This is a genomic window from Bradyrhizobium sp. AUGA SZCCT0160 (assembly GCF_018130105.1).
Classification (GTDB): Bacteria; Pseudomonadota; Alphaproteobacteria; order Rhizobiales; family Xanthobacteraceae; genus Bradyrhizobium.
In genome coordinates this window covers 129,698-147,937 of the sequence record NZ_JAFCMD010000005.1, presented here as the reverse complement: position 1 = coordinate 147,937, position 18,240 = coordinate 129,698, and the positions used below count along the sequence as shown (strand labels likewise).

Annotated in this window: 14 protein-coding genes; 4 read left to right on the top strand and 10 right to left on the bottom strand. The window is 64.3% G+C overall.

Annotated elements, in window-relative coordinates; genetic code table 11:
• Nucleotides 1-93: 93 nt before the first annotated feature.
• The 4 genes from addB (at nt 94) to JQ558_RS10650 (ending at nt 7,933) form a co-directional block, all read left to right on the top strand.
• Nucleotides 94-3,237 carry a double-strand break repair protein AddB gene (addB, locus tag JQ558_RS10665; protein ID WP_212293606.1) on the top strand — a complete coding sequence of 1,048 codons (3,144 nt, stop codon included), beginning with the start codon at nt 94-96 and terminating at the stop codon, nt 3,235-3,237.
• The gene (gene addA / locus JQ558_RS10660; RefSeq protein ID WP_212293605.1) at nt 3,231-6,761 is read left to right on the top strand and encodes a double-strand break repair helicase AddA; all 3,531 of its coding nucleotides are present in this window, start codon (nt 3,231-3,233) and stop codon (nt 6,759-6,761) included. The genes addB and addA overlap by 7 nt, the downstream gene beginning before the upstream one ends.
• A 68-nt stretch (nt 6,762-6,829) precedes the next feature.
• Nucleotides 6,830-7,150, top strand: coding sequence for a thioredoxin (gene trxA / locus JQ558_RS10655; RefSeq protein ID WP_192736238.1), 321 nt, complete (start codon nt 6,830-6,832; stop codon nt 7,148-7,150).
• A gap of 306 nt (nt 7,151-7,456) precedes the next feature.
• Nucleotides 7,457-7,933, top strand: a complete 477-nt coding sequence (locus JQ558_RS10650; protein ID WP_212293724.1) for a DUF2231 domain-containing protein — start codon at nt 7,457-7,459, stop codon at nt 7,931-7,933.
• Here JQ558_RS10650 and JQ558_RS10645 read toward each other — a convergent pair.
• From JQ558_RS10645 to rpsA, 10 genes are all read right to left on the bottom strand, one after another.
• On the bottom strand, nt 7,930-8,670 hold the full coding sequence (locus JQ558_RS10645) for a metallophosphoesterase (protein WP_212210025.1): 741 nt from the start codon (nt 8,668-8,670) through the stop codon (nt 7,930-7,932). The genes JQ558_RS10650 and JQ558_RS10645 overlap by 4 nt on opposite strands.
• Nucleotides 8,671-8,766: 96 nt before the next feature.
• Complete coding sequence (locus JQ558_RS10640) at nt 8,767-10,134, bottom strand: folylpolyglutamate synthase/dihydrofolate synthase family protein (RefSeq protein WP_212293604.1); 1,368 nt, start codon at nt 10,132-10,134, stop codon at nt 8,767-8,769.
• A complete protein-coding gene (gene accD, locus JQ558_RS10635; protein WP_192736235.1) occupies nt 10,131-11,072 on the bottom strand; it encodes an acetyl-CoA carboxylase, carboxyltransferase subunit beta in 942 nt (313 codons plus the stop codon). Before accD ends, JQ558_RS10640 begins: the two co-directional genes overlap by 4 nt.
• A 165-nt stretch (nt 11,073-11,237) precedes the next feature.
• Nucleotides 11,238-12,074, bottom strand: a complete 837-nt coding sequence (trpA, locus tag JQ558_RS10630) for a tryptophan synthase subunit alpha (RefSeq protein WP_212277042.1) — start codon at nt 12,072-12,074, stop codon at nt 11,238-11,240.
• The gene (trpB, locus tag JQ558_RS10625; RefSeq protein ID WP_212277040.1) at nt 12,071-13,300 is read right to left on the bottom strand and encodes a tryptophan synthase subunit beta; all 1,230 of its coding nucleotides are present in this window, start codon (nt 13,298-13,300) and stop codon (nt 12,071-12,073) included. Before trpB ends, trpA begins: the two co-directional genes overlap by 4 nt.
• Entirely contained in the window at nt 13,297-13,956 is a 660-nt protein-coding gene (locus tag JQ558_RS10620) for a phosphoribosylanthranilate isomerase (protein WP_212277038.1), read from the bottom strand. Before JQ558_RS10620 ends, trpB begins: the two co-directional genes overlap by 4 nt.
• Nucleotides 13,957-14,020: 64 nt before the next feature.
• Entirely contained in the window at nt 14,021-14,413 is a 393-nt protein-coding gene (locus JQ558_RS10615) for a lipopolysaccharide assembly protein LapA domain-containing protein (RefSeq protein ID WP_212210030.1), read from the bottom strand.
• 153 nt (nt 14,414-14,566) lie between these two features.
• Nucleotides 14,567-14,872 carry an integration host factor subunit beta gene (locus JQ558_RS10610; RefSeq protein WP_192736230.1) on the bottom strand — a complete coding sequence of 102 codons (306 nt, stop codon included), beginning with the start codon at nt 14,870-14,872 and terminating at the stop codon, nt 14,567-14,569.
• A 172-nt stretch (nt 14,873-15,044) separates the two neighbouring features.
• A complete protein-coding gene (gene sppA / locus JQ558_RS10605) occupies nt 15,045-16,025 on the bottom strand; it encodes a signal peptide peptidase SppA (protein WP_212210031.1) in 981 nt (326 codons plus the stop codon).
• 294 nt (nt 16,026-16,319) lie between these two features.
• A complete protein-coding gene (gene rpsA, locus JQ558_RS10600) occupies nt 16,320-18,020 on the bottom strand; it encodes a 30S ribosomal protein S1 (RefSeq protein ID WP_192736228.1) in 1,701 nt (566 codons plus the stop codon).
• Between the last annotated feature and the right edge of the window lie 220 nt (nt 18,021-18,240).

The window sequence follows — 18,240 nt, the reverse complement described above, 5'->3', positions numbered from 1 at the left end:
TCGCCGGGACGACGTGGAGAGTTGGTCACCAGCACACCCATGACCATTGAGCCATCACTCCCTATATTGCGCTGACCTCGAATCAGGCAGCCCATGCGCGTTTTCAGCGTTCCCGTATCCGTGCCGCTTCTGCGCACCGTCATATCGGCGTTGGTCGACGGCCGGCTCGTCGATGGATTCGAGGCGCGCCACAATCCGCTGAACCTGGCGCAGGCGACGCTCTATCTGCCGACCCGGCGCGCCGGCCGGATGGCGCGGGAAATCTTCCTCGACGAGATGAAGACGGATGCTGCGATCCTGCCGCGCATCGTAGCGCTCGGCGATATCGACGAGGACGAACTAGCGTTCGCCGAAGGCTCCGAACAATTCGGCGGCGTGGCGCCGCTCGACATTCCGCCGCGGCTCGGCGAACTCGAGCGGCGGCTGACGCTGGCCCATCTGGTGGCGGCGTGGGCCAAAACGCCGGTCTCCGCGCCGCTGGTGATCGGCGGCCCGGCCTCGACGCTGGCACTGGCGGGCGATCTGGCGCGATTGATGGACGACATGGTCACCCGCGGCGTCGACTGGAATGCGCTCGACAAACTGGTGCCGGACCAGCTCGATCGATACTGGCAGCATTCGCTGGAATTCCTGCGCATCGCGCGCAAGGCGTGGCCGCAGCATTTGCACGAAATCGGACGGATCGAACCGGCGGCGCGACGCGACCTTCTGATCGACGCCGAAGCCGCGCGCCTGACTGCGCACCACAAGGGCCCGGTGATCGCGGCCGGTTCGACCGGATCGATGCCCGCGACCGCAAAATTCCTGAACGTTGTCGCCAGGCTCAAACAGGGCGCGGTGGTGCTGCCGGGGTTAGATACCGATCTCGATGACGCGGCCTGGCAGACCATCGGTGGCGTGCGCGACGCGCAGGGCAAATTCTCCACGCCGCCGGCCTCGAACCATCCGCAATTCGCCATGCAAGGGCTCTTGAACCGGTTCGGTATCAAGCGCCGCGACGTCGAGATTTTGGGCACGCCCGCGCCTGATGGCCGCGACGTGCTGGTTTCCGAGACGATGCGGCCATCGACCGCAACCGAGCAATGGCATGACCGGCTGGAGCAGCCGGATATTGCCGCAAGGATTTCGGGCGGCATGAAAAACCTCGCGGTGGTCGCCGCGCCCAATCCGGAGATGGAGGCGCTGGCGATCGCAGTGGCGATGCGCGAAGCGCGGCATCTGGGCAAATCGGCCGCGCTGGTGACGCCGGACCGTGCGCTGGCGCGGCGGGTGATGGCCGCACTCGGCCGCTGGAACCTCGAATTCGACGATTCCAGCGGCGATGCGCTGATGGACACGTCCGCCGGCATCTTTGCCCGGCTGGTGGCAGAGACGGCGGCCAAGGGGCTGGAGCCACCGACCTTGCTGGCGCTGATGAAGCATCCGCTGTTTCGGCTGGGCGACGCGCATGCGCTGAAGCATGCCATCGAGGTGCTGGAACTGGCGCTGCTGCGCGGCACACGGCCGCCAGCGGGCAGCGGCGGGCTGGCGCGGGACTTTGACCGTTTTCGCACCGAACTCAGGAAGCTCAGGGGTAGCGAGACATCCTCGCTCCACGCTTCCGAGCAACGCGCCAAATTGCGCGACGAAGATCTCGACCAGGCGCAAGCGCTCATTGCTGCTCTCCAGAAAGCGTTGTCACCGCTGGAAAGCATGGCGTCATCGAGAACGTACGATTTCGCTGAACTGGCGCATCGCCACCGTGAGGTGCTGATCGCCCTGTCTTCCGATCAGAACGGCATCGTCATCGTGTTCGAGGGCGCCCAGGGATCGGCGCTGGCCTCGGCTTTTGACGATCTCCTGGACGAGCAGAAGCCCAGCGGGCTGATGGTGCAGCTCGGCGATTATCCCGAATTGTTCCAGACCGCCTTCGCCGACCGCATGGTGCGGCGGCCGGAATCGGCGAGCGCGCATCTGCACATCTACGGCCAGCTCGAAGCCCGATTGACCGAATCCGATCGCGTCGTTCTGGGCGGGCTGGTCGAAGGCGTCTGGCCGCCGTCACCGCGGATCGATCCGTGGTTGAGCCGGCCGATGCGGCATGAACTCGGCCTCGACCTGCCGGAGCGGCGCATCGGGCTATCGGCGCATGACTTCGCGCAACTGCTCGGCCACACCGACGTGATCCTGACCCATTCGGCGAAAGTCGGCGGCGCGCCGGCGGTGGCCTCGCGCTTCCTGCACCGCCTGGAGGCCGTCGCCGGCGAACAACGCTGGAAGCAAGCCACACGAGCCGGTGAGGATTACGTCCGCTTCGCCGCCGAACTCGACCGGCCGGCCAAGATTGAGCCGATCCCGCAGCCTGCGCCAAAGCCGCCGCGTGAGACACGCCCATTGAAATTGTCAGTGACGGCGATCGAGGACTGGCTGCGCGATCCCTACACGATCTATGCAAAGTATATTTTGCGGCTCGACCCGCTCGATCCCGTCGACATGCCGCTGTCAGCGGCTGATCGCGGCTCGGCGATCCATGAGGCGCTCGGCGAATTCACCAAGACCTTCGCCGATGCGCTGCCTCCCCAACCTGCGCTCGCGCTACGCGGCATCGGCGAGAAATTCTTTGCGCCGCTGATGGAGCGCCCCGAGGCGCGGGCGCTGTGGTGGCCGCGCTTTCAGCGCATCGCCGCATGGTTCGCGGAATGGGAACTGGCGCGGCGCGATCACATCGCGAGGATCGATGCCGAGATCCGGGGAGAGATCGGGATCCCGCTCGAAAACGCGCGAACTTTCATCCTCTCCGCCCGCGCCGATCGCATCGAGCAGCGCCAGGACGGTCGCTTCGCGATCCTCGACTACAAGACCGGACAGCCGCCGACGGGAAAGCAGGTGCGCATGGGGCTGTCGCCGCAGCTCACGCTCGAAGCCGCGATCCTGCGCGAAGGCGGCTTCAAGGATATCGGTGCCGATTCGTCCGTTGCCGAACTCGCCTATGTCAGGATCAGCGGCAACAATCCGCCGGGCGAGCACCGTTCGCTGGAGCTGAAGATCAGGAACAACGACACGCCGCAGCCGCCGGACGAGGCGGCGGATTATGCGCGGCTGGAGCTGGAAAAACTGATCCGCAAATTCGAGGACGAGAACCAGGCCTACACCTCGTTGAACCTGTCGATGTGGTCGAACCGCTACGGCGCCTATGACGATCTCGCCCGGATCAAGGAATGGTCCGCAGCCGGTGGATTGGGGATCGAGGAATGGTGAAGGCTCCCCGCGCAATTCCCCCCAATGTGCGCGACACCCAGGCGCGCGCGTCCGATCCGGCGGCGTCCTCGTTCGTGTCGGCCAATGCCGGCTCGGGCAAGACGCATGTGCTGGTGCAGCGCGTGATCCGGCTGCTGCTTGGCGGCGTGGCGCCGGAGAAAATCCTCTGCATCACTTTTACAAAAGCCGCCGCCGCCAATATGGCCGAGCGGGTGTTCTCGACGCTCGGCCATTGGGTGACGCTCGACGATGCTTCGCTGGATGCCGCGATCAGGGAAGCGGGAATTGCGAATCCCAATGGAAAATTGCGAAAGTCGGCGCGGCAGCTCTTTGCTTGCGCGCTGGAGACGCCGGGCGGACTGAAAGTGCAGACCATCCACGCGCTGTGCACGCGGCTGCTGCAGCAGTTCCCGTTCGAGGCCAACGTGCCGGCGCGTTTCGCCGTGCTCGACGACCGCGACCAGAACGAGATGATGGAGCGCGCCAACCTCGCGGTGCTGCTGGAGGCCTCGCACAATCCTGAAAGCGCGACGGGGCGCGCGCTGATGACGGCGATGGCGAGCGCGGCCGACGTTACTTTCAAGGATGTCGTGCGCGAGGCGTGCCTCAGCCGCGATCATTTCATGGCGTGGACGGATCTTGCCGGCAGCGCGCAGGCCGCCGCCGCACAGGTCAACGCGGCGCTTGGCATCGTTCCTGGTGACGGGATCGATGCCGTCGAGCGCGAGATCATCGATGGCCCGAACCTGCCGCGATCGCGCTGGGAAGAGATCGCGACGATCCTGGACACCGGCAGCAAAACCGACCAGGGACAAGCGACGCAGTTTCGCGGGGCGCTGGCTTTTTCCGGCGCGGCGCAGGTGGACGAGTATCTGTCCGTATTCCTCACCGACACCGAGCGCACGCTCCGCAAATCGGTAGTGACAAAGAATTTCGTGCGAGACAATCCGGCCGTTGGCCGTCTGTTCGAATCCGAAATCGTTCGCATCACTCCACTGATCGAGCGCCGTCGCGCCATAATTGCCCGCGACCGCACCGAGGCGCTGCTGCATATCGCAACCGCGGCGGCCGCGAATTACCGCCGCGAGAAGCTGGAACGCGGCCTGCTGGATTATGACGACCTGATCGACAAGACGCTGGCGATGCTCGATCGCGTTTCCTCCGGCTGGGTACACTACAAGCTCGACCGCGGCGTCGATCATGTGCTGATCGACGAGGCGCAGGACACCAGTCCGCGGCAATGGGACATCGTCGCGCACATCATTTCCGAATTTACTTCCGGCGCCGGGGCGCGCGACGGCGTGACGCGCACCGTGTTCGCGGTCGGCGACGAAAAGCAGTCGATCTTTTCGTTCCAGGGCGCAGCTCCCCGCGAATTCGACCTGCGCCGCCGGGCATTGAAGAAGAAATTCGAGGATGCCGGGCTGAAATTCGACCCGGTCTCGTTCAACTATTCATTCCGTTCGGGACCGGCGATCCTGCACTCTGTCGACCACGTCTTTCGCGAGCAGGACATCTACCGCAGCATCCATGCGGTCGATAATGGCTACCCGATCCACTATTCGCTCGAAGACGCAGGTCCCAGCCTGATCGATCTCTGGGAGCTGGCTGTCGCCGACGACAAGCAGGACCTTGAGGGTTGGCGCGCGCCGTTCGACGGCGTCTCGGTAACCAGCCCCGAGGTGAAGCTGGCCCGCCGGATTCAGGCCGAGATCAAATCGCTGGTCGAGAGCGGCACCATGACCGGCAGCAGCGGCAGCCGCCGCCCGCTGCGCTATGGCGACATGCTGGTGCTGGTGCGGCGTCGCGGCAACGCGTTCGATGCGGTGATCCAGGCGCTGAAACACGCCAACGTTCCCGTTGCGGGCGCCGACCGGCTGAAGCTGACCGAGCACATCGCGGTCATCGACCTCATGAACCTCGCCGATGCGCTGCTGCTGCCGCAGGACGATCTGGCGTTAGCCGTGGCGCTGAAAAGCCCGCTGTTCGGCCTTAACGATGATGATCTGTTCAAGCTGGCGTGGCAGCGCAGGGGATCGCTGCGCCACGCATTGTCAGCGCAGGCGGCGGCGGACGAGCGGTTCACGAGGGCACTGAAGCGGCTCGAACAATGCGAACGCCGCTTCGTGAGCGAAACGCCGTTCGCGTTCTATGCCTGGCTGCTCGGCGGCGATGGCGGCCGTGCGCGCATCCTGCGCAGGCTCGGCCATGAAGCCAATGACGCGCTCGATGAATTTTTGGAACTGGCGGTGAACTATGAGCGCAAGGCACCGGCCTCGCTGCAGGGGTTCATGGCGTGGCTGCGCGCGGCCGATACCGAGGTGAAGCGCGACATGGAAATCTCGCGCGACGAAGTCCGCGTCATGACCGTGCATGGCGCCAAGGGACTTGAGGCCTCCGTCGTGTTCCTGGTCGACACCACGACATCGCCTGCGGATACCCAGCGGTTGAAGCTGATCCATCTGCCGCAGGGCAATGCTGGCCCGCATGCGCCCGGCATCGTGGTCTGGGCCGGACGGAAGGCCGAAGACCCTTCGGCCATCGTCAATGCGCGCGCGGCGATGATCGGCGATACCGAGGATGAATACCGCCGCCTGCTCTATGTCGCGATGACGCGCGCCGCCGACCGGTTGATCGTTGGCGGCTGCATGCCCGGCAACATGAATTCCGTGCGCAAATTCTCCTGGTACGATCTGATCACCAAGGGCCTCGCCACTTCCGAGCTGCAACTCCAGGAAATCCAGACACCGAACGGCGTCGTGAAGCGTTATGCGCGGCCCGATGATGTTGCGCCCGCGGATGGCCCGGCGGCTGAACCTTCGCGCCAAACGCCGACCGAGCTGCCATCCTGGCTGCAGCAACCGGCGCCATCAGAGGCGGCCGCCGAAAGCCTGCTGCGCCCGTCCGATCCCGCTGACGACGACAGCCATCCGGTCCGGTCAGGCGAATCGATCCTCGCCCGCGCCAGGGCGCTCAAGCGCGGCACGCTGGTGCACCGGTTGCTGCAGTCGCTGCCCGATATCGCCGCCGAGCGCCGCCGCGAGGCCGCGCTGTCGTACCTCGCCCGCAACGCCGATGGTTGGACCGAGGACGAACGGCTCACGCTGGCGGAAAAAGCGCTCGCGCTGATCGCGGATGCGCGCTTTGCGCACGCCTTTGCGCCGGGCAGCCAGGCCGAGGTCTCGATCGTGGGCCGGCTCGACCGGCCCGGGCTGCGGCCGGCGCTGGTTTCCGGTCAGATTGACCGGCTGGTGGTGACGGAACGGGAGGTCTTGATCGTCGATTACAAGACCAACCACGCCCCGCCCAAGCTGGCTGCCGAGGCTCCCCGGGGCTATGTCCGCCAGCTCGCGCTCTACCGGGCGGTGCTGGCCAAACTTTATCCCCAGCTACCGGTCCGGGCCGCGCTGCTTTGGACCGAAACGCCTGATTTGATGGAGATTTCCGCCCCCGCGCTGGACGCGGCGCTGACATCCTATCATCTCGACGTGACCGCGCTTGACCCGGCAAGATCGCGTTCATAGGTTTGCCCATATCCTGACGGGCGCGATTCTCATCCGCGCCGCTGTTTCCAACCGAACGAGGTATTCCCATGGCCGTTGGCAAGGTTTCTGACGCCGATTTCGAAGCCGAAGTGCTCAACGCGACCGGGCCGGTGGTCGTGGATTTCTGGGCAGAATGGTGCGGCCCCTGCCGCATGATCGCGCCTGCGCTCGACGAGATTTCCGGCGCGATGGGTGACAAGGTCAAGATCGTGAAGCTGAACGTCGACGAGAGCCCGAAGACGGCCTCGAAATACGGCGTGATGTCGATCCCGACCCTGATGATCTTCAAGGGCGGCGAGATGGCCTCCCGCCAGGTCGGCGCCGCGCCGAAGGCGAAGCTGCAGCAGTGGATCACTGCCGCGGTCTGATCGGTTTCGATTTAACTATTTTTCCGAAGCGGCCGGCTCATCGCCGGCCGTTTGCGTTGAGGTGATGGCATGTCTTGCGTTTGAAGGGCGCCATTGCCCTCCGCGCACCCGACCGCTACCGCCATCCCCGCGCGCCATGGTGCCCGCTGAAGCTGCTCAAATGAAGCTGGCTTCGCCCCGGCATCGAAAGATATATGCCCGAATTTCACGATATTGACGCAGCGCACGCGCGCATAGCCGACGCGATATAGGAACTCGCGCGACAAGCCTCCGTTGAAGGAACAGTTGCTACTTCAGGAGGCATTTATGACGAACCCCAAATCGACCGCCCAGATTGCAGGGCACCCTATTCATCCCATGCTCATTCCATTTCCGGTCGCCTGTTTCGTTCTGGCTTTTGTTTCGGACGTGGCGTTCTGGAGAACTTCGAACGACTTCTGGGCGTCAGCTTCGCTCTGGCTGCTCGGCGTCGGCCTGATCATGGCGGTGCTTGCCGCCATCGTCGGCGTAATCGATCTGATGGGAGACGATCGCATCCGCAATCTCAACGACGCATGGCTGCACGCCGGCGGCAACGTGGTGGCGGTATTGATCGAGCTCTACAACTGGTATTCCCGCTACGAGCAGGGCACATCGGCCATTGTCCCGACGGGGGTGGTCCTGTCCTTCATCGTCGTGTTGATTCTGCTGTTCACGGGATGGAAGGGTTGGGAAATGGTCTATCGCGAGCACGTCGGCGTGTCCGACGAAGTCGGCCCAACGCAGACGACAAGATTGACCTAACGGATCCACCCCGTCGCCAGCGCGCTGGCCAGCTCAAACTGGCCGTTCTGCCGCGCCAGCGCCGCCATTGCCTCATGGTCGTAGGGCACATGGCGAAACGTCGCGCGCCACGATCCGTCAACCAGTTCGAGGATCGCGTAGCGCGCATCCGGCGTGCCGGCTTCGATCACATGCGGGAACGGATGGGTGTCGCGATAGCCGGGCGAGCCGACGCTGCCGGGATTGACGATTCTGCGCCCATCGCCAAGCCGGACGGTGCGCGCGACATGGGTGTGGGCGCAGAGGATCAGCGGCTGCGTGATTCCTTCGGCTTGCTTCTCGATCGCATCGAGCGAGGCCATGCAAACGGTGCCGTCGGCAAGCACGGTCTCCAGCCAATAGACCTCGTCATGCACCGGCGTCGCGTGGCAGAGAAACACCTGGTCGCAATAGACGCGCGTCGGCGGCAGCGCGCGCAGCCAATCGAGATGCGACTTGTCTAGTTGCGCATGGGCCGGCCGGTCCCAGGAACCCATCTTCTCCAGCGGCCGGTCTATCAGGTATCGGTCATGATTGCCGAGCACGTGCACGGCATCGAGCGCGATCAAGGCATCCATCGTGCGCCGCGCGTCGAGCGGGCCGCTCGCCATGTCGCCGAGATTGACGATCTCTTTGATACCCTGCGCGCGGATGTCGGCGATGACAGCTTCCAGCGCGAGATAATTTCCGTGCACATCGGCAATCGCGGCAAAGCGCATGGTCTTTCCAGTCCAGTCGAGGTCTACGTGCCCCGGATCGGCCCCGGCTCTGCGGAGCGGCGTTACACGCTGCACCGCGGTCCGGGACACGAGGGGTTATGCAGGCGGCGTGCCATTACGCGCCAGCACGTGGCCCGCGAGGTAGAGCGATCCGGTGATCAGGATGCGTGGCGGCACTTCGTAAGCAAGTTTCGACAGCGCCTGAAGCGCGGCTTCGACGCTGGCGGCGTTCTCCACGCGCATGCCCAGGGCGCGGGCGGCATCCGCCAGCCGGTCCGGCGGCATCGACGCCGCCATGGCCATCGAGCTCGCATCGTCGCGACCGGGGATTGGCACCGCCATGATATGGCGCGTCAGCCCGGCGAAATTGGCGAGGAACGCGTCGGCGTCCTTGTTGGCCATCATGCCTGTTATGACGACCAGCGGACGCGACACCCTCTCCTCCAGATCGCCCAGCGCGGCTGCGGCGACGCGCCCGCCTTCGGCATTGTGCCCGCCATCGAGCCAGATCTCGCAGCCCTGCGGGCCCTGCTCGACCAGCGCACCGGAAACCAGCCGCTGCATCCGCGCCGGCCATTCGGCGTTGACGATGCCGGCCTCGAAATGGGGCATGCCGATCTTGAAGGCGTCGAGCGCACGCAAGGTCGCGATCGCAAGCCCGGCATTGTCGAACTGATGCCGGCCGAACAGTTTTGGCGCCACCAGATCCATCAGGCCGCGATCGTCCTGATAGACCAGCCGGCCGCGCTCGACGCTGACATGCCATTGCTGGCCGGCCGCATGCAGCGGCGCGCGCATGCGGCGCGCCTGCGCCTCGATCACATCAAGCGCTTCCGGCGCCTGCTCGGCACAAATCACCGGCGCATTGCGCTTGATGATGGCGGCTTTCTCACCGGCAATCTCGGTCAGCGAATTACCGAGGAATTCCGTATGATCCATGCTGACCGGCGCTATCACGCACGCGAGCGGCGCGTCGATCACATTGGTGGCGTCCAGCCGTCCGCCGAGGCCGACTTCCAGCAGCACGACATCGGCCGGATGCTGTGCAAACAGACAAAACGCCGTCGCGGTCTCGATCTCGAAAATCGTGATCGGATCGCCCGCGTTGGCGCGCTCGCAATGCCCGAGCACGGCGCACAATTCATCGTCATCGACCAGCACGCCACCACCGCTGCGGCCAAGACGAAAACATTCGTTGAGCCGCACCAGATAGGGCGAGGTATAGACGTGGACGCGCAGGCCGGCGGCTTCCAGGATCGCGCGCAGATAGGCAATGGTGGAACCCTTGCCGTTGGTGCCGGCGACGTGGATCACCGGTGGCAGCTTGCTTTCAGGGTGGTCGAGCCGCGCCAGCAGGGCCTGCATGCGATCGAGGCTGAGATCGATGCGGCTGGGATGGAGCGCCGACAGCTGCGCGATCAATTCGTCGAGCGAGGGCTGCGGTCTGGCGGCGGGTGCGTTCACGCGTGCGGTGCGGCCGGCACCGCTTCGGGCGCCGAGACGATCTGGGCCGGGTCGGTGACCTGCGGCACAGCTTTCGACGCAACATCAGGCGCCGGCGACTTCGTCAGCAACCGGCACAGCCGCGCCAGGGTGGGGCGCATTTCGTGGCGGTGCACCACCATGTCGACCATGCCATGGTCGCGCAGATATTCGGCGCGCTGGAAACCTTCCGGCAGTTTCTCGCGGATGGTCTGTTCGATGACGCGCGCGCCGGCGAATCCGATCAGCGCGCCGGGCTCGGCGATCTGCACGTCGCCCAGCATGGCGTAGGACGCGGTGACACCGCCGGTGGTCGGGTTGGTCAGCACGACGATGTAGGGCAGTTTTGCTTCGCGCAGCATCTGCACGCCGACGGTGGTGCGCGGCATCTGCATCAGCGACAAAATACCTTCCTGCATCCGCGCGCCGCCGGAGGCCGCGAACACGATGAACGGCGATTTCTTTTCGACCGCGAGCTCGAGCCCACGCACGATCGCTTCGCCTGCGGCCATGCCGAGCGAACCGCCCATGAAATCGAAATCCTGCACGGCCACGACGACGCCGGCGCCTTCGAGCTTGCCGTAGCCGACCTTGATGGCGTCGTTCAATCCGGTCTTGGCGCGGGCATCCTTGATGCGGTCGGCATATTTACGCTCGTCGCGAAACTTCAGCGGATCGGCGGTCACGTCAGGCAGCGCGATGTCGTACCAGGTCTCGTTGTCGAAGATCGACTTCAGCCGCGCCACCGCGCCCATGCGCATGTGATAGTTCGAGCCGGGAATGACGAACTGGTTGGCCTCGACGTCCTTGTAGAACACGAGCTGCCCGGAATCCGGGCACTTGATCCACAGATTCTCCGGCGTCTCGCGGCGCAGGATGCTGCGGATCTTCGGCCGGACGACGTTGGTGAGCCAATTCATGTTTCGCTCCGAAATGCGGTTGGACGCATCGACTTTATATTCTGACGCGTTTTCTTCACGCGAACCGGAAGTCCACTTCGCTCGAAAACGCTACGCTCGAATATATGGCGGCCCGGGTTCAGCCCGGCAAGCCGCATATAACGCCTAGTTGCACGCAATTATGGCTTATTCCGCAGCCTGTTTGGCTCCCCGGACGCCCTGCGCCAGGGCGGTAACGAGATCGGCAACGGCGGCGACCGATTTACCGGTTGCCCGCCCCTCGGCGTCGAGAGTGCCGCGCAAAGCATCGACCAGCGCGGTGCCGACCACCGCTCCGTTGGCCCGCTCGGCGATTGCACGTGCGGCATCCGGGGTGCGAATGCCGAAGCCGACGCAAACCGGCAGCCTGGTGTGCCGCTTGATCCGGGCCACCGCTTCCCCCACCACGTTGGAATCCGCACTCGCGCTGCCGGTGATGCCCGTGATCGAGACGTAATAGACGAAGCCGGAGGTGTTCGCGAGCACCGCCGGCAGCCGTTTGTCGTCGGTGGTCGGCGTCGCGAGACGAATGAAATTAAGACCGGCCTTCATCGCCGGCAGGCATAGCTCGTCGTCTTCTTCCGGCGGCAGGTCGACAATGATCAGACCATCGACGCCGGCGGTCTTTGCGTCGGCGAGAAACTTGTCGACGCCATAGACGTAGATCGGATTGTAGTATCCCATCAGCACCAGCGGCGTGACGTCATCGTCCTTACGAAAGTCACGCACCATCCCCAGCGTCTTCTTCAGGGTCATGCCGGCCTTCAGCGCGCGCAGTCCCGCCGCCTGGATCGACGGCCCATCTGCCATCGGATCGGTAAAGGGCACGCCGAGCTCGATGATGTCAGCGCCCGCCTTCGGCAGCGCCTTGATGATCTCGAGCGAGGTCGTCGGATCGGGATCGCCCGCCATCACGTAGGTAACGAAGGCCGAGCGGCCTTGCTTGGCGAGCTCGGTAAACCGCGCGTCGATACGGGTACTCACTTCTTCTCACCCTTCAAGATTTCGGCGACCTGCGGGATGTCCTTGTCGCCGCGGCCCGAGAGATTGACGACCATCAAGTGATCCCTCGACCGCTTCGGCGCGAGTTCCACGACCTTGGCGATGGCGTGTGCCGATTCCAGCGCGGGGATGATGCCTTCCAGCCGCGACAGCAATTGGAACGCGGCGAGCGCCTCGTCGTCGGTGGCGCTGAGATAGGTGACCCGGCCGTTTTCATAGAGCCAGGAATGCTCCGGCCCGATGCCGGGATAATCCAGTCCCGCCGAGATCGAATGCGCGTCCTGGATCTGGCCGTCATCGTCCATCAACAAATAGGTGCGGTTGCCATGCAGCACGCCGGCCCGGCCGCCGGCGATCGAGGCCGCATGCAGCTGGGTCAGGCCATGGCCCGCGGCCTCGACGCCGAAAATCTCGACCGAGGGATCGTCGAGGAACGGATGAAACAGCCCCATCGCATTGGAGCCGCCGCCGATGCAGGCGACCAGCGAATCCGGCAGCCGGCCCTCGGCCTCCTGCATCTGCTCGCGGGTTTCGTCGCCGATCACGCACTGGAAATCGCGCACCATCATCGGATAGGGATGCGGCCCCGCGATCGTGCCGATGCAGTAGAACGTGTTGTGCACGTTGGTGACCCAGTCGCGCAGCGCCTCGTTCATCGCGTCCTTCAACGTGCGCGTCCCTGATTGGACCGGGATCACCTTGGCGCCGAGCATTTCCATGCGGAACACGTTGGGCGCCTGACGCGCGACGTCGACCGCGCCCATATAGACGATGCATTCCAGCCCGAACCGCGCACACAGCGTCGCAGTAGCGACGCCGTGCTGGCCCGCGCCAGTCTCGGCGATGATGCGCTTCTTGCCCATCCGGCGCGCGACCATGATCTGGCCGAGCACGTTGTTGACCTTGTGCGAGCCGGTGTGGTTGAGCTCCTCGCGCTTGAAATAGACTTTTGCGCCGCCGAGATGCTCGGTTAGGCGCTCGGCGAAGTACAGCGGCGACGGCCGGCCGACATAGTGCTTGAGAAAGCCCTTCATTTCCGCAGCGAACGACGGATCGGCCTTGGCCGCGGCGTAGGCCTTCTCCAGATCCAGGATCAGCGGCATCAGCGTTTCGGCGACAAAACGTCCGCCGAAGTTGCCGAAATGCCCGCGCTCGTCGGGGCCGGTGCGGAAGGAGTTTGGCAGGGAGTTTGGCTGACCTGGATTCATCGGACCATCAATTCTTCGGTGGCGCGCGCGGCGCGGATAAAATCGCGGATCAAGTCGGGATCCTTGACGCCGGGCGAACGCTCAACACCCGAGGACACATCGACGCCGCCCGCGCGCGTGACGCGAACGGCTTCGGCAATGTTGGCGGCGTGAAGCCCGCCCGAGACCATGAACGGCAGTTCGAGATCGAGCTTCTCAAGCAGGTGCCAGTCGAACACGGCCCCTAACCCGCCAGGGCGGGTGGCTTCCTTCGGCGCACGGGCATCAAACAGGATGCGGTCGGCGACCGCAGCATAGCCCGCGAGCGGCACCAGATCGGCCGTGGTCTCGACCGGTAGCGCCTTCATCAGCGGCAGACCGAATTTCGCCTTGATGTCGCGCAGCCGCGCGGTGGTTTCCTTGCCGTGCAATTGCAACATGTCCGGCCGGAGAGTCTCGACGATATTCTCGAGCGTCGCGTCGTCGGCATCGACCGTGAGCGCCACCTTGACGGCGCGGCCCTTGGCCTGCTTGCCGAGTTCCCGTGCGCTCTCAAGGCCGAGGTGGCGCGGCGACGGGGGGAAGAACACGAACCCGACCATATCAGCGCCGGCCCCGAGCGCGACGTCGAGCGTCTCGCGCGTGGACAGGCCGCAAATTTTGACGAGCAGGGACATGGTCTCTCGGGCGCGGCTTTCAAGCCGCCAAGCGCGGGTTGGAACGGGGCTGTTTGGGCGGGTTCTACAACGTCGCGCCCTGCTTGTCTCGCCCGGCGGCCCCGTAAATGCCGCGCGGCGCCGGTGCGGCAAGCTGCGGCACGCCGCCCCGGGAGACCGCCGCCGCGGCGCGCAGATCGGCTATTTCCGACCGCGCCCGCCGGGCCTCGGCCTCGTGCTGGCGTGCGGCGCGGCGCCAGCGGCGCTGGCGGAACCAGGTCGCCATGCCGCCCGCCGCGACCCCCAAGATTGCTACCACAATGATCACGACGAACAGCGGCATCGACACCGCGACCGCCGGATTGACGGAATCGAACGGATCGAACGATACCGTCACCGAATGACGGTTGGCGACCGCAAAGACGATGAAGATGACACCTAGGGGAATGACGACCAGCGCCGAGAAGAATTTTCGCATGACCATCTCTCGCAGTGCGGACTCTCGAAGCAGCTGATATCGGCGGGCACGTGTCCCGCAACGCGGCACCCGATCGTCAGAACCCGGTGGGGTCCTTTACGTGACGCGCTTCTTCACGCGAACCGGGGTCCACTTCGCCTGAAAACGCTATGGTTACGCGCCGGCCTCGGGCGAACCGCCCTCGCGGTTCAGCCGCTCACGCATTTCCTTGCCCGTCTTGAAAAACGGGACGCTCTTCTGATCGACCGGCACATGCGCGCCGGTGCGCGGATTGCGTCCTGCGCGGGCTGGACGATGCTTGACCGAGAACGCGCCGAAACCGCGGAGCTCGACACGGTCGCCGCGCGCCAGGGCAGCGACGATCTCATCGAGAATCGCGTTCACAATGTTCTCCACATCCCGCTGATAAAGATGCGGGTTGTGCTCGGCGATGCGCTGAACAAGTTCGGATTTGATCATCGAGACTGGGGTCCACTGTCGTGCGGACTTCCATTTCCGTGAAAATGCCTTGAACTGTCAAGACGCTAAATCGATTTAGAGCGACGCGAAATGACGTGACAAATGGCCCGGAAAGGGATTGTCGCAACACCCGCAATGCGGGAGGACCGCGCCAAACCTCGCCTGCGCGGCTTCAATTAGAGGCCGCGGGCCGCCACAGTGCCAGCATACCGTCCAGTGCCAGCTGGTCGACAGCTCCTGTGACACCAGCCTGCTCGACCTGACGCGCGATCACGCTCAGGCCGAGTGCATCGAAGCTGACGGACGCGACTGCGCGCAGGAAAGTCATGTCGCCGAACCGCGGGGTCAGCTTGAAATCGCGCACCGGCAGATCGCTCTTGATCTTCTTCTCGGCGACCAGCCATGCCACCGCGGTTTTCTCGTCGCCGAGCTGATCGACCAGCTTCAGCTCGACCGCCTGGCGGCCGGTGAACACGCGTCCGTCCGCGACTTTTTCGAGCAACGCCTCGTCCATGCCGCGCCGCGCCTTCACGAGACCGCGGAACCAGGCGTAAGAGTCCTTCACCAGCGCGTCGAGCGCCGCCCGCGCCTCGGGGCTGGTTGGCTCAAAGCCGTTCGGTGCCGCCTTGAGCGGCGAGGATTTCACTTCCTCGACCTTGACGCCGACGGTCTTCATCAACTCGGTGAAATTCGGAAATTGAAACAGTACGCCGATCGAGCCGACCAATGAACTCTGCTGGGCGATGATGTGATCGGCCGCAAGCGCCCCGATGTAACCGCCCGAGGCGGCCAACCCTTCGACCACCACGACCAGCGGCTTCTTGGCCTTCAGCCGCGTCAGCGCATCGTAAAGCTGCTCGGAGCCGGCGGTGGTGCCACCCGGCGAATTGATGTGCACGATGACGGCGGCGGCCGACGATTTCTCCAGCCGCTCCAGCGCCTCGACGCGTTGCTGATCACTGCGAATGAGGCCCTCGATATTGACGCGGGCAATCGAGCCGGACACCGCCAGCTGGGAGCGGCCGGCGGGTGTCGCGAGCACACCGACGACAACGACCGCGGCAAGCACGACCACGGCCGCCACCAGGCGCCAGAAAGTCAGCTTGCGGCGTATCCTGCGGCGATCGACGATCACGTCCGAATCGAGCGACATCGAAATTCTCCTGAGGTCAGCAGCGCGTTTTGCCTTCGCAGCGTCACCAGCACGTTATCCAATTACATCAATTGCGATGCAATATGAAGAAAACAAGGCCCGGTTTGTCGTCCCGGCGAAGGCCGGGACCCATAACCACCGATCTCGATTGTCGCACCTGGCTGGAGCTCCAGCTTTCGTACCACACCATCCTTTGGCTATGGGTCCCGGCTCAAGGCCGGGACGACAGCGGTGAGACAAAAAAGGCCCCGGTCGAAACCGGGGCCTTGGTCTTTGCGAACAGGGAAGCTGTGCTTACTTGTCGCGGTTCTTGAGCGCGGTGCCGAGAATGTCGCCCAGCGTCGCTCCCGAATCGGAGGAACCGTACTGCGCGATGGCTTCCTTCTCTTCGGCAACTTCCAGCGCCTTGATCGAGACCTGCACCTTGCGGGCCTTCTTGTCGAACTGGATCACGCGGGCATCGACCTTCTCGCCGACGGCGAAACGCTCGGCGCGCTGATCGTTGCGGTCGCGGGCGAGTTCCGACCGCTTGATGAAGGTGGAGAAATCGGTCCCCGAGATCTTCACCTCGATGCCGGCTTCCTTCACTTCGAGCACTTCGCAGGTCACGACCGCGCCCTTCTTGACGTCGCCAGGCTCTGCGAAGGGGTCGCCTTCGAGCTGCTTGACGCCGAGCGAGATGCGCTCCTTTTCGACATCGACGTCGAGCACCACGGCCTTGACCATGTCGCCCTTCTTGAAGTTGTCGATCACCTGCTCGCCCGGAAGCTTCCAGTCGAGGTCGGAGAGATGGACCATGCCATCGACGTCGCCGTCGAGACCGAGGAACAGACCGAACTCGGTCTTGTTCTTGACCTCGCCTTCGACGGTCGCACCGACCGGGAACTTCTCGACGAAGACCTCCCAGGGGTTGCGCATGGTCTGCTTGAGGCCGAGCGAGATGCGGCGCTTGACCGAATCCACCTCGAGAACCTGCACTTCGACCTCCTGCGAGGTCGAAACGATCTTGCCGGGGTGCATGTTCTTCTTGGTCCACGACATCTCCGAGACGTGGATCAGGCCTTCGATGCCCGGCTCCAGTTCGACGAACGCGCCGTAGTCGGTGATGTTGGTGACACGGCCGGTGAAGCGCGCGTTCAGCGGGTACTTCGCCTCGATGCCCTGCCACGGATCGTCCAGCAGCTGCTTCATGCCGAGCGAGATACGGTGGGTCTCGTGGTTGATCTTGATGATCTTGACCTTCACCGTTTGACCGATGGTGAGCACCTCGGTCGGGTGATTGACCCGGCGCCAGGCGATATCGGTGACGTGCAAGAGGCCGTCGATGCCGCCGAGATCAACGAACGCACCGTAATCGGTGATGTTCTTGACCACGCCGTCGATCACCTGGCCCTCTTCGAGGTTCTGCACCAGCTCCTGGCGCTGCTCGGCGCGGGTCTCTTCGAGAACCGTGCGGCGCGACACCACGATGTTGCCGCGGCGGCGATCCATCTTGAGGATCTGGAACGGCTGCGAATTGTTCATCAGCGGCGCGACGTCGCGGATCGGGCGGATGTCGACCTGCGAACGCGGCAGGAAGGCCACCGCGCCGTCGAGATCGACGGTGAAGCCGCCCTTGACCTGGTTGAAGATGACGCCGTGAACCTTCTCGTTGTTGTTGAAGGCCTTCTCGAGCTTGCCCCAGCTCTCCTCGCGGCGCGCCTTGTCGCGCGACAGCACGGCTTCGCCGAGCGCATTCTCGATCCGGTCGAGGAACACCTCGACTTCGTCGCCAACCTTGAGTTCGCTGTCGCGGCCGGGTCCTGCGAACTCACGCAGCGCCACGCGGCCTTCGGTCTTCAGGCCGACGTCGATGACGGCCATGTCCTTTTCAATTGCAACTACCTTGCCCTTGATGACGGAGCTTTCCTGCAAATTGCCGCCGGCGAAGGACTCGTCCAGCATCGCAGCGAAATCGTCGCGGGTAGGATTATAAGAAGCAGCAGTCGAAGCCATTTGTTCTCCAGATGCGGGTATCGCCGGCCATTCGGGTTAAGGGGCGTATCGCGCGTGAAGTGTCAGGGGTCCGCAAACCCTAACGACCGCCGTTTGCGGGAAATCGCAAATAGCGGGCCGGCAGCATGCCTGCACGTTCGGTACGTTGATTTATCCGGAGCCTCGAAGCGTATCGACTTCAAGAACCTGGAGCGGGCTTTCCTCCAATGACGGCAGGGGC

Bases quoted from the DNA above. Each gene is read 5' to 3' on its own strand.
- sppA (WP_212210031.1), bottom strand. From the start codon at position 16,025: ATGTCGCTCGATTCGGACGTGATCGTCGATCGCCGCAGGATACGCCGC.
- addB (WP_212293606.1), top strand. From the start codon at position 94: ATGCGCGTTTTCAGCGTTCCCGTATCCGTGCCGCTTCTGCGCACCGTC.
- JQ558_RS10620 (WP_212277038.1), bottom strand. From the start codon at position 13,956: ATGTCCCTGCTCGTCAAAATTTGCGGCCTGTCCACGCGCGAGACGCTC.
- trpB (WP_212277040.1), bottom strand. From the start codon at position 13,300: ATGAATCCAGGTCAGCCAAACTCCCTGCCAAACTCCTTCCGCACCGGC.
- JQ558_RS10645 (WP_212210025.1), bottom strand. From the start codon at position 8,670: ATGCGCTTTGCCGCGATTGCCGATGTGCACGGAAATTATCTCGCGCTG.
- addA (WP_212293605.1), top strand. From the start codon at position 3,231: ATGGTGAAGGCTCCCCGCGCAATTCCCCCCAATGTGCGCGACACCCAG.
- JQ558_RS10650 (WP_212293724.1), top strand. From the start codon at position 7,457: ATGACGAACCCCAAATCGACCGCCCAGATTGCAGGGCACCCTATTCAT.
- rpsA (WP_192736228.1), bottom strand. From the start codon at position 18,020: ATGGCTTCGACTGCTGCTTCTTATAATCCTACCCGCGACGATTTCGCT.
- trxA (WP_192736238.1), top strand. From the start codon at position 6,830: ATGGCCGTTGGCAAGGTTTCTGACGCCGATTTCGAAGCCGAAGTGCTC.
- JQ558_RS10615 (WP_212210030.1), bottom strand. From the start codon at position 14,413: ATGCGAAAATTCTTCTCGGCGCTGGTCGTCATTCCCCTAGGTGTCATC.
- JQ558_RS10610 (WP_192736230.1), bottom strand. From the start codon at position 14,872: ATGATCAAATCCGAACTTGTTCAGCGCATCGCCGAGCACAACCCGCAT.
- accD (WP_192736235.1), bottom strand. From the start codon at position 11,072: ATGAATTGGCTCACCAACGTCGTCCGGCCGAAGATCCGCAGCATCCTG.